The sequence below is a fragment of the Bacillus sp. Brlt_9 genome (genome assembly GCF_051948935.1).
Lineage (GTDB): Bacteria > Bacillota > Bacilli > Bacillales > Bacillaceae_G > Bacillus_A.
In genome coordinates this window covers 784,079-797,872 of sequence record NZ_JAYJLO010000002.1, presented here as the reverse complement: position 1 = coordinate 797,872, position 13,794 = coordinate 784,079, and the positions used below count along the sequence as shown (strand labels likewise).

Sequence of the window (13,794 nt, the reverse complement as noted above, 5' to 3'; positions counted from 1 at the left end):
ATATTTAAAAACAACTTACTCAGAAAGTGAGATGTTAAAAGTTTGTGGCTCTTTTACAACATCTTGCGTTTCTGTATCTGCTGCGATTACATTATCTGTTGTAAATTTAATATCCTTTACCTTTTCTTTTCCATCATCAAGTATTAAGCCGATAATACCATCTCTTGTTTCACCAGGCTTATAGTCTTCTCTTGATACATTTTTTGTACCAACGAGCGTATCTTCATCATATAAAAAGTTTTGAGTTGCTACTTTAAAATGTTGTTTATCATTAATCGCAACATCATTCATAGAGAAAAATTGCATATTTTTATTCCCGCTATTTTCCACCTTATATGTAATTTCAACGTAACGAATCGTATCACTAATCTCTGTTCCACTTAGCGATGCATATAACTCCGCATCTTCTTGATTTACTTTATCTCCTAATCTACGTTTTACTTCTTCAGGAGTTAATGCTGTATATACTTTTAATGTATTTTTTGCATCTTTACTCATCTGTGATAAAGAGATTACTTTCACATCTTGTACGTGAATTTTCATTGGTGCTACTTCAAATGTTTGATTCACTGAATGAATCTGCTCTAACTTAAAAGTACCCCATCCTGTTTCTTTCACTTTTTGTCCTACTTTTTTCAGCTCACGCCCACCATATTCTTTCGTCTCAGGAATAGATTCTTTCTTCTTCGGTTCAACTTTCTTTTCTTCTTGATGGAAGCAACCACTTAACATAAGAAGAAAACTACATAAAACAAAAATACTTTTCCATGCTTTCATCATATAATTCTCCTAACACTATCATTCATTAATATTAATTAGTCCTTTGCTTTGTAAACTATAGAAACTATGAGTAGTCCACAAAACGAACTTGTCAGTCCAGATACTATTATACCCCCTATTTGGAAAATATGAAAATAGGGATCTACGAACGCGTGAACGATAAATATAAGAGCTGCCACAATGATTGCCGAAACCCAATACTTCCTTTTTTTTGAAGCTATAATTATATCTTTCCCTGTTTCATCTTTATACTTCCATAGTACGTATAATAGTAATAAGAAACCAACACATGTACTCCCGTGTTGCATATATTTATACACTGGGATACTATGTAATTCTCTTTGTAAAAATGGTATTTTCGTAACAAAATATCCTGTATTATGAGTAAATGCATCCCAAACGACATGCGTAAGCATACCAAATAAAGCAGAATAGCAAAATACAAAGAAATCCTTCCATGTATGAAGCCCCCACCTCTCATCTACTGCATAAGTATAGTAGCCAGCAAATGGTTTAGGTAAATGCGTTATAAACGGCTTTTTTAAAATGTAATGATACATATATGCGAGCAGAAATACAAGTGGTAAATTTAAATATAAGAACCCAAACCATGTATGGCCAATAATACCATACGGTCTAAAGTGTAAAAAATATTCAAAATCAGGCGCCATACTCCCTAATATAAGAGCCGTTACTGAAATATATTGAGAACGCTTCTTCACAAAAGGGAGAACTGCTGCTGGATGTGCAAATGTAAACGGCATGTTTTAACTCCTTTTCATAATTACAATAGAATACATACTATCATAACGACATGAATAATCTCCATGCAATATTTATTTTCACATTGGAATATGATAGTTTACATGTTATAATCCACATGAAATATTCAGAAAATAAGGCATTGCATATTCTTAACACTTGGCTTTTTTCTATGGAAGTATTTTAAAGTAGTAGTATACATTCCGGCCTTAGTCAGTTTCATTATTACCCTTGTATTTGCTACTTTTTTAGAATCAAAATCCGTTATGAATTGAGGTTTATATATTGATTGACGTGCCCTTTTTAAAAAATGTCACATTAAAAAAAGAAAATATCCCTAGTTTTTCCACATATCCTTACTGTCTACCCGCTATCCGAACATTACAATCACTAGCTTTCCATCCAAATGTAACATTCATTATTGGAGAAAACGGAACGGGTAAGTCTACATTACTCGAAGCGATTGCAATTGCTTTAGGATTTAATGCAGAAGGTGGAACGAAAAACTTCCGATTTAGTACAAACGATTCACATTCGTCTTTACATGAATACCTTCGAATTTCCAAAAGTTTCAATACACCAAACGACGGTTTCTTTCTTCGTGCTGAATCATTTTATAACGTTGCTTCTTATATTGATGAAATGGATGCCGATCCAGAAGCTCGTGGAAATCCAATTATTGACTCCTATGGTGGTACCTCACTACACAGCCAATCACACGGTGAGTCATTCTTCTCCTTATTTATGAATCGTTTTTCAGGACAAGGTTTATATATTTTAGATGAGCCCGAGGCCGCTCTATCACCAATGAGACAACTTTCTATGCTCATTCGAATGCACGAACTAGCGGAACAAGGTTCACAATTTGTTATCGCGACGCATTCTCCTATTTTAATGGCTTATCCTGAATCTACTATATACTCTTTAACACAAGAAGGAATTCACGAATCCACACTAGAAGAAACCGAGCATTATCAAACGACGAAACTTTTCTTTGAAAATCGCGATCGATTATTTCATCATTTATTTGATTCTTAAAAAAAAGAAGCAGCGATTGCTGCTTCTTTTTATAGTGCTTCTATAAATAATGCTACCCCAATACCGCCGCCGACGCATAGAGAAGCAATTCCTTTTTCTAATCCGCGTCTCTTCAATTCATGAATTAAGCTTACAGTGATACGAGCTCCTGTACAACCAATTGGATGTCCAAGTCCTACACCACTACCGTTTACATTCACCTTTTCACGATCTAAACCTAATTCTTTCTCTACAGCTAAGTATTGTGCAGCGAAAGCTTCGTTAATTTCCAGTAAATCAGCATCTTCTAATGACCAATCTACTTTTTCTAATCCTTTACGAATTGCTGGTGCTGGTCCAATACCCATAATTTTCGGATCTACTCCAGCTACTGAATATCCAACAATTCTAGCTAACGGTTGTAAGCCTTTTTCTTTCGCTTTTTCTTCGCTCATTAATACTAGAACCGCACTTCCGTCATTCAGGCCAGATGCATTACCTGCAGTTACTGAACCGTCTTTACGGAACGCTGGTTTTAATCCAGCTAATTTTTCTGCTGTAATATCAGCACGTGGATGTTCATCCTTCGAAAATACTACTTCTTTTCTACGTTCTTTTATTGTAATAGGAACAATTTGATCGTCAAAGTATCCAGACTCGATTGCCTTCAGTGCCAATGTATGACTGCGAAGCGCTACTTCATCTTGTTCCTCTCTTGTAATTTCATATTGTTCAACTAAATTTTCCGCTGTTTCCCCCATCATAATATGATGAATCGGATCTTCTAACACTTCCCATACCGTATCACGAATTTCTCCGTGTTGTAGACGTTGTCCCCAGCGGTGCTGTTTTAATGCATAAGGGCTTGAACTCATTGCTTCTACTCCACCTGCAATAACAACATCACTTACACCTAATTGAATTTGCATTGCAGCTGACATAATTGCTTGCATACCTGAAGAACATTGGCGTTGGATTGTATACCCTGTAACTGTGTCAGGAAATCCTGCCGCTAATGCAGCTGTTCTTGCCGTATTTGCTTCATCAGTTCTTTGAATACAATGACCTAAAATCACTTCATCAACTTCGTGTGGTTCTACCCCGCCTCGTTTTACAGCTTCCTGAAGTACAGGAACAGCTAATTCTACTGGCGTTACATTTTTTAGCGCTCCCCCAAAAGTTCCAATTGGCGAACGAACTGCAGCTGTAATAACAACATTATGCATTTTGCACTTGCCCCTCTCTTATGTACACTAGTCAGTTTTTAGGTGAAATTCCATAAGATGTATGTCTACAACTATCATACTATAAACATACTAAAAAATCAAAATATTTAATATAATAAAAATAGAAGGAATTACCCTTCTATTCTGTTAATGCGTATAAAAATTTTTGTAAAATTTTCTCTGTCGTTTCATTCAATTTCGGTAACTTATCTACTGGAAAATATTGAAGCTTCAATCCCTCATGATCGAGACTTAATTCTCCACTCACATGATGCCCCTGATACAGATGAATGACATTAAAAATTTCATCGCCATTAGGATAACGGAAATATACTTCTTTTCCTGAAAGGACACCAAGAAATTGCATAATTTTTGCTTGTAGCCCCGTCTCTTCGAATAATTCTCGGCGAGCAGTTTCTTCCGTCGTTTCTCCTAGTTCCATCGCGCCGCCAGGTACACCCCAATCATATGTATCTGAACGATATTGAAGCAATACTTCTTGACTATCATTTAATATAATTATTGCTGACCCAACGAGAATAAGTGGCCTTGTCCCAACGACTTTGCGTAACTCTTCAATATACCCCAATATGTAAACTCTCCTTTCCTCACCCTCCCTTATCATAACAAAATTTTTCTCCTTTTGTTGATGTAATTTCCAAGAAAAAAAAGGAAGTTTTCGCTTCCTTTTTTCCCATTTCTATTTCTTAAAACTTTCATATTTTACCGCTTCAAAAGCTTCTTCAATTTCATCATTACGATAATGGACGTATGTAAAACGCCCTAATTCTACTAATCTTGCTATTTCTTGTAACGCTTTACGTTGCTCATATGTTTCTTCCAGCTTAATATGTACATAAAACTTCATCAACGGATGTTCATATAAAGGTTCTCCCACCTCAACATATACATCTTCAACCCCTTGCACAACTCTTACATAACTTGCAAATTGATAAAGAGCTTCTCTGTCTGAAACGATTTTTAATGTATACATATATTCTCCCCCCTTTCCTTTACTATATCAAAAAGATGATCACACTACGTTATAGAACTATGAAATTTTTTCGACTTGTAATAAACAAGGCTTTTATCCATACATAGGGTCTTTTCCCAACATATATTATAGGAAGAATTTTTTCAGTTGAGGTGTTCCTTATGGATCCATACGTCAATATATGTATTTGCATTACTCCAGGCGCCAATATTTCTGATGACCGTATCGCAAAAGATTTAGCAGTTGCAGAGTCAATCTGGCACCCGATTACATTTCAAATTAAAGAAGTAATTATTTTAAATGAACTTTTCCGTTTTTCTGACCGTGAAATTAGTTATAAAAACTCTATTCAAAGTCAGGAAAAATTATCATCCTTTTTCCAAACATGTGTAAATGAAGCTCCTGCATGCGACCTTTACATTTGTTATATTGGCAGTGATTATTTCAAAGAAACAGCCGTAATTGCCTGCGCTTACTCTTTAGCAAAACAACAGCAACTTACTGGTTATATCGTGTTAACAAATTCGGCTGCTCCTATGAAAAATATATATACGCTCGCTCACGAAATTGGTCATATTTTATTTACAAGACGTGTTCACGGAAAACTTACTCACGCAGATCCTCATTCTCCAACCGGTTCGGAGCACCACCCTTCTCCAGCAAATCTTATGTATCCGATCGTACCTCGCCCTGAAAATGTCCATATTCAGTCCCTATTAACGAACGAACAAAAAGCACTCTCTTTACAAAGCTCTTTATTACAAAGAAAAAAACAGTAACTGTCATGTTACTGTTTAAAACACCTTATTTAATCAATAAACCCATTCCCGGCTGCTAGAAATACAAATAACCAACTAAACATAAATGTAATCCTTCTAAAAATCAAAATATAGTATTTCTTTGGAAATAATTTTTGTATATTCAAGGCAGCCTTTTTTCTATGGAACCCTAGTTTACACTTTTTCGTTCTTCATTTTTGAAAGACCATCGCATTAATACATATAAACTTCCATACAGAAGTAAAGGCTCTAGCATTCCCCAATATGGGTTTTGTTTCCCTAATTCCTTAAATACAAACATAATTAATAGAGGTATGATAACAGCTAATATTCCAATCCATCCAAGTATAAATGCTTCAGCAACTAACAGCACAATTAAGATAGTTCCAGCTAATATATAACTTTGCATAGTAGTTAATTGTAATACAGGTGTCCCGTACCATTTATTCATAAACATTAATAATACTAGTAATAAAATCGGTAGCAAAGCTGCTACATAAATAATGCTAAATTCTTTTATTTTGCTCTTAAATGATGACATTTTAAAAGCAAATATAATTCCTGCAACAGTAACCATTAATACAATTGGATATCCAATCAACTGCACATTCGTTAATACAAATTCATGATTAGGACTTTCAAATAAAATATTTGTAAGTAACCAATATCCCCCTATCCCAATTATCATTCCTAAGATACTTTTTATACTCCCACCTTTATCTTTCTCCATCTCTTTCGCTAATTCTTCCGCATACTCTTTTGGCGAATCACCAAATATATCACTTACCGTTTTTCCTTCTTTCTCACCTTCAATTAAATGAAGTTCTGCATCTTCTAAAAAAGCGTCAACATCTTCTTCTTTAATTCCTTTCGTTATTAAATACACTTTCGTATCAATTAAAAACTTTTCTCCTTCTTTAGAAATCTTCATGATAATCCCTCCCTTATTAAACCGTCTCTCTTCTATTCGTCTTCATCATAATTTCAAGGAAAATTAAAATAAACAAACTTCCGTATAAACATATAATTTGAAATAACATTGGAACAAGGTCTTCTGATGTAAATGTTTTAAACAATAACATAATCGAAAGTGGAATAATTAAATATAAGTTTTTAAACCATCCATCAAAATATATATTGATCGCTACTGTAATGATGAAAATACCACCAGCTAATATATAACTTTGCAACTCGGTGAATGTAAACATTTTTGTAGGATATATCACATCTAATACCGTAACAACCCCCATTAAAAACATTGGCGCGATCATAACTAAAAACCACATAGAAAACCACGTTTTTGTAAAGCTTGTTACGAAAGTCATTTTACGAAGTAGAAAATTAGGACCTATAACAACTAAAATCAATGACAAGCTATACCCAACGCACTGAATAAGTGACATCTGTAATAATCCGTTATTCACTATTAGGATAGAAGCAATAATCCAAAACGATACGATATTCATTACTGTAAAACCAATTTGCTTCCACGTTTCCTGTCTATCCCTTTCCATCACTTTTACAAGTTCATTTGCGTATTCTTTCGGTGAGCTTCCGAAAATTTCTTCAACACTTTTCCCTTCACTCTCACCCTCAATTAAATGGAGTTCTGCATCTTCTATAAAATTTTCAATATCGCTTTCTTTCACACTCTTTGCAGTCAAAAACAATCTCATATCTAATAAAAACTTTCGTGCTTCACTTGATAGCATTATTTTCTTCTTCCCTTCCCTTCAAGTAGACGCTCTACACTACTTTGCATCGCTTCCCAGCGATCCATAAATTCATCCAGTGCATCTTCGCCATTTTCTGTTAACGTGTAATACTTCCGTTTTGGACCAGATGGAGATTCCTTCATTACACTTGTTATGAATCCTTCCTTTTGCATTCGTATTAATAACGGATAAATACTTCCCTCACTCGCCATTGTAAAGCCATACTTTGCTAGCTTTTCACTCATTTCATAACCGTATATTTCACCTTCAGAAATAATAGCAAGTAAGCATCCTTCTAAAATCCCTTTCAGCATTTGACTTGTCGACATAATTCAAATCCTCCTACTATCTTGTTTTACAAGATAGATAAGCGTAAGTATCTTGCTTTACAAAATAGTATAACAAAGACTATTTTGCAAAACAAGATAGCTAACAATATTTTTCCAAATGTTTGCAGGAATTTTATTATACCCTCTCTAAATAGAGCAATATGAGAACTTTATTACGAAGGGATGTTTTTCGTCATGGTTACAAATCGAGTTGTCTTTTTAACAGGTGCTGCAAGTGGTATTGGTTATGAAATGGGGAATGCTTTTGCAAAAGAAGGCGCAAAAGTTGTTATTACCGATCGGCTTGAAGAGCGTGCGAAAGAAGCTGCTGAACAATTACAAAAAGAGGGATTTCAAGCAATTGGTTTAAAATGTGATGTTACATCTGAGGAAGAAATTGCAGCAGCAATTTCTCAAACTGTTACTCATTTCGGTTCATTAGACATATTAATTAACAACGCAGGAATGCAACATGTTTCACCGATTGAAGAGTTTCCAACCGAAAAATTCGAGCTACTCATCAAAATCATGCAAATCGCTCCATTTATCGCCATTAAACATGCCTTTCCGATTATGAAAAAGCAAAAGTATGGCCGAATTATTAATGTAGCCTCCATTAATGGCCTCGTTGGATTTGCAGGAAAATCCGCCTACAATAGTGCGAAGCATGGCGTAATTGGATTAACAAAAGTCGCCGCTTTAGAAGGCGCTACCGATGGTATTACTGTAAATGCCCTTTGCCCTGGTTATGTCGATACTCCTCTCGTACGTAATCAATTACAAGACTTAGCTACTACACGAAATGTACCACTTGAAAGTGTTTTAGAAGATGTTATTTATCCACTTGTACCACAAAAACGCTTATTACAAGTACAAGAAATTGCTGATTATGCGATATTTTTAGCGAGCGAAAAAGCGAAAGGTATAACTGGTCAAGCTGTCGTTATCGATGGTGGTTATACTGCTCAATAAAAAATAAAGTTTGCTCTTTGTGAGCAAACTTTATTTTTTATCGCGAGGACCTTCCTACTTTAGTAATTGTTTAGGGAGTTTCTCGATTGCAACAATTACCCCATCTAATTTACTTTCAATGCGGTGGAGTAAATATAATGTTACAACAATCGGAAACCCTACATTACCTACCATCCTGATCCACTCTTCCATCTTTTACGCCTCCTTCCACTATATAAATAAGAGAAAAGAAAACATTTAGGCATAAAGTGAAACTTTAATCAGTGGGGGTTTTGTTCACCCCCCCCACTGATTATTAGTTGAACCAATCGGGCTTTTACGGGCAGTTGACCCCCACCTAACTTCTTTGCTTCCGCTGAATTTTGAGGTGGGGACCTTACTGCCCGTTAATGCGGGATAAAAAAAGACAAGCCATTATGTATTAGCTTCTCTTTCAAATAATGATGCAATTTCCTGTTTATAATTTCCTCGTATAATACCTTTCTCAGTAATAATACCTGTAATTAATTCATTCGGTGTTACGTCAAATGCAGGATTATAAACATCAGTTCCAATTGGCGCCACTTGTTTCCCAAAAATTTTCGTAACTTCTGTTTCGTCTCTTTCTTCAATAACAATTTCAGCACCTGTTTGTTTCGTAATATCAAATGTCGATAACGGAGCTGCAACATAGAACGGGATATCGAAATACTTTGCTAATATTGCTAAATTCATTGTTCCGATTTTATTTGCAGTATCTCCATTTGAGACAATTCGGTCCGCTCCTACAATAATCGCGTTTATTTCCTTCGTTTGAATAGCATGCGCTGCCGTATTATCTGTAATAAGAGTTACATCAATATTGGCCTGTTTCAATTCCCAAGTCGTTAAACGCCCGCCTTGTAAAACCGGTCTCGTTTCACACGCATACGCATGTAACCGTACACCTTTTTCTTTCCCAATATAAAACGGCGCTAATGCAGTACCATATCTAGCAGTTGCGATACTGCCAGCGTTACAAATTGTTAAAATGTTATCACCGTCTTTAAAGCATGTTAATGCATGTTCTCCAATACTCCGGCATACCGCTTCATCTTCTTGTTGAATGCGAAGCGCTTCTTCTTCTAATATTTTTTGTGCTTCTTTTGTTGTAGTAATTTCTCGAATCGATTCTCTCATTCGATCGATTGCCCAAAATAAATTGATTGCTGTCGGGCGTGACGTTCCTAAATAATTACAATCTCTATTAAACTTCTTTTGAAATTCTTCAATATGTAAAGTAGTATATTTTTTGGATGCAAGCGCCAAACCAAATGCAGCTACAATTCCAATTGCAGGCGCTCCTCGCACTTCTAGCATGACAATACTTTTCCATACCTCTTCAATCGTCGTTAATGTTTTGTATTCTGTGCTGTGCGGTAACTTTGTTTGATTTAATACTGCAATGGCATCACCTTTCCAACTGACAGACCTCGGAATAGTAACAATTGTACTCATGCTTTTACGCCTCCAGAAACTGTCCGTTGAAATAATGTTCGAAACAGTTGAATATCAGCACCCTTAGATTCATATTTTATTAGTTCTTTCCCTAAGGATAGTGCATGTTTCTTCGCTTGAATTCTCGTTTCTTTATTTGCTATTTCATCTAAATCAGCTACATGCGCTAAACCAATTGTTCTACGGATAAGCTCACATCCAGCGAATCCAACAGCATCCGTAAAAATATTTTGCAAAATAATCGGCAACCATTGTTTCTCTTTCGTATATGCTTCTACACCTTCTCCAATCCATAACTTCGTAAAAGCTTCTACAAAATAACTCCATGTTTTCTCAATATGGAAAAATAGCACATTTCTTTTTTCCTCTTCACGTGATAACGCATTTAATAATAAATTGGCAATAAATTGACCAAGATCAAATCCAAATGGGCCATATGTTGCAAATTCCGGATCAATCACGTTCGTTTCAGAAGGCGATGAAAAAATACTACCAGTATGTAAATCACCATGAATAAGCGCTTCTTTTCTCGTTAAAAATTTATATTTATACTGTGCGACTTTTAACTTTAAAGTTTTGTCACTCCACAATTCATCAACTGCTAGTTGTAACTCTGGCTCATAATCATTCGTATCGTAATGGCCAAACGGATCTGTAAACACTAAATCTTCTGTAATTTTGCAAAGGTCCGGGTTTACAAATGTACCTTCTAGTACCCTTTTCTCTTCTGACTCTAACCCGAAGTCTGAAGTATAAAACAACACATGTGCTAGAAAACGACCAATATGTTGGGATAAAAGTGGGTACTCTTCTCCATCTATTAATCCTTTTCTAGCAATTGTTAGCCTTGATAAGTCTTCTATTACTGTTACTGCTAACTCTTCATCATGACTGTACACTACCGGCACGTATTCCGGCACATACTTCGCAAAAATTTGTAATGCTTTACTTTCAATCGTCGCTCTTTTTATAGACAATGGCCAGCTCTCACCAACTACTTTCGCATATGGCAATGCTTGTTTTATTATAATAGACTTCTCTCCATCACCTAATTTGAACACGTAATTTAAATTTCCATCTCCAATTTCATGACAAACTACATTTGCTTTCTTTTCAAAATAACCATGTTCTTTCGCATATTGTATAGCTGTCGTTTCAGTTAATGAATAATATCCCATCGTCTTCTCCCCCTTTTTTTAATTCAGAGGTTTTTCTGACGTAGAAAAACCTCTTTCCACTAAGAAAGAGGTTTGAAGTTTATCTTCTCCCCTCTTATCTGCCAGAAAGTAAACTTTCTGCTGGAATTAGCACCGTGCCTTTTGGCGTAAATAAACGCCCCATTTCACAATGGTATTACGGTCGGTTGCTGGGCTTCATCGGGCCAAATCCCTCCACCTGCTCTTGATAAGAGTTTTATAATTTTTTTGAATTTTTAACTTTATGTTGAAGACTATACCAAGAATAAAAATCACTTGTCAACATTTTATTTGTATAATTCTGGACGACGATCTGCAAAAACTGGAATTCCTTTTCGTACTTCTTTAATTTTTTCAAAATGAAGCTCTCCAAATAAAATTGATTCTTCTTCATTCGCTTCTACAACAACTTCGCCCCAAGGATCGACAATTAAAGAATGACCGGCAAACTCATTATTCGGATCCTTTCCTGTCCTATTACATGCAACAACATAACATTGATTTTCAACTGCTCTTGCTTGTAATAGCAAACGCCAATGTGCTAAACGAACCAATGGCCATTCTGCTACAACAAATAAAACTTTTGCACCTTTCGCAGTATGAACGCGCATCCATTCTGGAAAGCGAATGTCATAACAAATTGTGCCGGCGCACTCTACATTATCTAGCTTAAATTCACCTGTACTATTTCCAGCTATTAAATATTTATGTTCATCCATAAGCTGAAATAAATGCACTTTACTATATTCTTTGACTAGTTCTCCTTCCTTGTTTACCACATACATTGTATTTGTAACACCTTGCTCTGTTTGCTTCGCAATAGAACCACCGACAATATGTACACCATATTGTTTCGACCATTCTTTCAGCTTTTCTTTCGTTTCCAATCCATCCCTATCTGCAATTTCAGAAAGTCTCGTTAAATCATATCCTGTTGTCCATAGTTCTGGTAAGACAATAACATCTGGTCTTTCCTTCATCGCTTCGCTTATTTTATTTTTAGCATTCTCAATATTTTTTTCTACATCTCCAAAGACAATGTCCATTTGAATACATGCGACTTTCATTTTGTCAGCCCCATTCATAATTTTTTCTTTACAAAATACTGGAAAGATTATATCATTTGTCACTAGAATTGTAACAACTTTCAAAAGAGGTGGAAAGTATGAAATTATTTCAACCTTCTGAGATAGTAACATCATTGCCAAAACAATTTTTCGCTTCACTTGTTGCAAAAGTTAACAAAGTCGTAGCAGCTGGTCACGATGTTATTAATCTAGGTCAAGGTAATCCAGATCAACCAACACCGCAGCATATCGTAAAAGCGTTACAAGATGCTGCAGAAAAGACCATTCATCATAAATATCCGCCATTTCGCGGACATGAAAGTTTAAAAGAAGCCGTGGCAACATTCTATCAACGTGAATATGATGTAGTAGTAAATCCAAAAACAGAAGTTGCTATTTTGTTTGGCGGAAAGGCTGGATTAGTAGAATTACCAGTTTGTTTTACAAACCCTGGTGATACGATTCTCGTTCCAGATCCAGGCTATCCAGATTATTTATCAGGAGTTGCTTTAGCAAAAGCACAATTTGAAACAATGCCGCTTATTGCAAAAAATAATTTTTTACCCGATTATACGAAAATTGATGACTCTATTGCCGAGCGTGCAAAATTAATGTTTTTAAACTATCCAAATAATCCGACCGGTGCTACTGCATCAAAAGATTTCTTTGATGAAACCATTCATTTTGCTAATAAACATAATATATTAGTCGTTCATGATTTTGCTTACGGCGCTATTGGATTTGATGGTCAAAAGCCCGTGAGTTTCTTACAAGCAGACGGTGCCAAAGATACAGGAATTGAAATTTATACTCTATCGAAAACTTTCAATATGGCTGGGTGGCGTATCGCTTTTGCAGTAGGGAATGAAAGTGTCATTGAAACCATTAACTTATTACAAGATCATATGTATGTTAGTATTTTTGGTGCAATTCAAGATGCTGCCCGCGAAGCACTATTAAGTTCACAGTCTTGCGTAATAGACCTTGTAAATAGTTACGAATCTCGACGAAACGCTCTTATTTCAGCTTGTCACTCAATTGGTTGGAATGTAGACATTCCAACAGGATCATTCTTTGCATGGCTTCCTGTTCCAAAAGGGTATACCTCTGAGCAATTTGCTGATATTTTACTAGAAAAAGCACATGTTGCAGTTGCTCCTGGTGTTGGATTTGGTGAACATGGCGAAGGGTATGTCCGTGTTGGTCTCTTGCATACAGAAGATAGATTACGAGAAGCCATTAATCGAATTGATAAATTGAATTTTTTCAAAAAGTAATTGACAACATGAAAAATATCTGACAAAATTCAGTTATCTTAAAAATTTAAACATTTCTAAATACTTCTTATCAAGAGCAGGTGGAGGGACGAGCCCGACGAAACCCGGCAACCGATCTACAATTGTAGACACGGTGCTAATTCTCGCAGCATTACGCTGACAGATAAGGAGCTGGTTGTAAAAAAACCTCTCCTTAGCTGAGAG

The 13,794-nt window shown here is 35.7% G+C and carries 16 protein-coding genes and 2 riboswitches; of the genes, 4 read left to right on the top strand and 12 right to left on the bottom strand.

The window, feature by feature from the left end; genetic code table 11:
- Nucleotides 1–15: 15 nt before the first annotated feature.
- Both VF726_RS10500 and VF726_RS10495 read right to left on the bottom strand, forming a co-directional pair.
- On the bottom strand, nt 16–780 hold the full coding sequence (locus VF726_RS10500; protein ID WP_440167882.1) for a hypothetical protein: 765 nt from the start codon (nt 778–780) through the stop codon (nt 16–18).
- Between the two features lie 35 nt (nt 781–815).
- Nucleotides 816–1,544 carry a DUF4184 family protein gene (locus tag VF726_RS10495; protein WP_440167880.1) on the bottom strand — a complete coding sequence of 243 codons (729 nt, stop codon included), beginning with the start codon at nt 1,542–1,544 and terminating at the stop codon, nt 816–818.
- Nucleotides 1,545–1,827: 283 nt separating this feature from the next.
- Between VF726_RS10495 and VF726_RS10490 the strand changes: the two genes are divergently transcribed.
- Nucleotides 1,828–2,580 carry an AAA family ATPase gene (locus VF726_RS10490; RefSeq protein ID WP_440167878.1) on the top strand — a complete coding sequence of 251 codons (753 nt, stop codon included), beginning with the start codon at nt 1,828–1,830 and terminating at the stop codon, nt 2,578–2,580.
- Between the two features lie 29 nt (nt 2,581–2,609).
- On the opposite strand, the gene VF726_RS10485 is transcribed toward VF726_RS10490, so the two are convergent.
- The 3 genes from VF726_RS10485 to VF726_RS10475 form a co-directional block, all read right to left on the bottom strand.
- Nucleotides 2,610–3,785 carry an acetyl-CoA C-acetyltransferase gene (locus tag VF726_RS10485; protein WP_002194058.1) on the bottom strand — a complete coding sequence of 392 codons (1,176 nt, stop codon included), beginning with the start codon at nt 3,783–3,785 and terminating at the stop codon, nt 2,610–2,612.
- 139 nt (nt 3,786–3,924) lie between these two features.
- Entirely contained in the window at nt 3,925–4,374 is a 450-nt protein-coding gene (locus VF726_RS10480; protein ID WP_440167876.1) for an NUDIX hydrolase, read from the bottom strand.
- A gap of 111 nt (nt 4,375–4,485) precedes the next feature.
- Nucleotides 4,486–4,779, bottom strand: coding sequence for a DUF3928 family protein (locus VF726_RS10475; protein WP_048550614.1), 294 nt, complete (start codon nt 4,777–4,779; stop codon nt 4,486–4,488).
- Nucleotides 4,780–4,940: 161 nt separating this feature from the next.
- Here VF726_RS10475 and VF726_RS10470 point away from each other — a divergent pair, with 161 nt between their 5' ends.
- Nucleotides 4,941–5,558 carry an ImmA/IrrE family metallo-endopeptidase gene (locus VF726_RS10470; protein ID WP_440167874.1) on the top strand — a complete coding sequence of 206 codons (618 nt, stop codon included), beginning with the start codon at nt 4,941–4,943 and terminating at the stop codon, nt 5,556–5,558.
- Between the two features lie 169 nt (nt 5,559–5,727).
- Here the strand turns inward: VF726_RS10470 and VF726_RS10465 are convergent, their stop codons facing one another.
- Genes VF726_RS10465 through VF726_RS10455 form a run of 3 tightly spaced genes read right to left on the bottom strand, consistent with a single transcriptional unit; the run spans nt 5,728 to nt 7,602 of the window.
- Nucleotides 5,728–6,489, bottom strand: coding sequence for a DUF1129 domain-containing protein (locus VF726_RS10465; protein ID WP_440167872.1), 762 nt, complete (start codon nt 6,487–6,489; stop codon nt 5,728–5,730).
- Between the two features lie 16 nt (nt 6,490–6,505).
- Nucleotides 6,506–7,270, bottom strand: a complete 765-nt coding sequence (locus VF726_RS10460; RefSeq protein ID WP_440167870.1) for a DUF1129 domain-containing protein — start codon at nt 7,268–7,270, stop codon at nt 6,506–6,508.
- Nucleotides 7,270–7,602 (bottom strand): PadR family transcriptional regulator, encoded by a 333-nt coding sequence (locus VF726_RS10455; protein WP_000107970.1) that lies wholly within the window; start codon nt 7,600–7,602, stop codon nt 7,270–7,272. The genes VF726_RS10460 and VF726_RS10455 overlap by 1 nt, the downstream gene beginning before the upstream one ends.
- A gap of 195 nt (nt 7,603–7,797) precedes the next feature.
- Between VF726_RS10455 and VF726_RS10450 the strand changes: the two genes are divergently transcribed.
- Nucleotides 7,798–8,574 carry a 3-hydroxybutyrate dehydrogenase gene (locus tag VF726_RS10450; RefSeq protein ID WP_440167868.1) on the top strand — a complete coding sequence of 259 codons (777 nt, stop codon included), beginning with the start codon at nt 7,798–7,800 and terminating at the stop codon, nt 8,572–8,574.
- Nucleotides 8,575–8,628: 54 nt separating this feature from the next.
- Here the strand turns inward: VF726_RS10450 and VF726_RS10445 are convergent, their stop codons facing one another.
- From VF726_RS10445 to VF726_RS10430, 4 genes are all read right to left on the bottom strand, one after another.
- Entirely contained in the window at nt 8,629–8,766 is a 138-nt protein-coding gene (locus VF726_RS10445) for a YvrJ family protein (protein ID WP_000393345.1), read from the bottom strand.
- A 222-nt stretch (nt 8,767–8,988) separates the two neighbouring features.
- Nucleotides 8,989–10,050: an S-methyl-5-thioribose-1-phosphate isomerase gene (gene mtnA, locus VF726_RS10440; protein WP_440167866.1), complete on the bottom strand. Its 1,062-nt coding sequence runs from the start codon at nt 10,048–10,050 to the stop codon at nt 8,989–8,991.
- A complete protein-coding gene (mtnK, locus tag VF726_RS10435) occupies nt 10,047–11,228 on the bottom strand; it encodes an S-methyl-5-thioribose kinase (RefSeq protein WP_440167864.1) in 1,182 nt (393 codons plus the stop codon). Before mtnK ends, mtnA begins: the two co-directional genes overlap by 4 nt.
- A gap of 91 nt (nt 11,229–11,319) precedes the next feature.
- Nucleotides 11,320–11,461: riboswitch (SAM riboswitch) on the bottom strand.
- Nucleotides 11,462–11,533: 72 nt separating this feature from the next.
- Nucleotides 11,534–12,397 (bottom strand): carbon-nitrogen family hydrolase, encoded by an 864-nt coding sequence (locus VF726_RS10430; RefSeq protein WP_440168296.1) that lies wholly within the window; start codon nt 12,395–12,397, stop codon nt 11,534–11,536.
- 14 nt (nt 12,398–12,411) lie between these two features.
- Between VF726_RS10430 and VF726_RS10425 the strand changes: the two genes are divergently transcribed.
- The gene (locus VF726_RS10425) at nt 12,412–13,590 is read left to right on the top strand and encodes a pyridoxal phosphate-dependent aminotransferase (RefSeq protein WP_440167862.1); all 1,179 of its coding nucleotides are present in this window, start codon (nt 12,412–12,414) and stop codon (nt 13,588–13,590) included.
- Nucleotides 13,591–13,654: 64 nt separating this feature from the next.
- Nucleotides 13,655–13,760, top strand: a riboswitch (SAM riboswitch).
- Nucleotides 13,761–13,794: the final 34 nt, after the last annotated feature.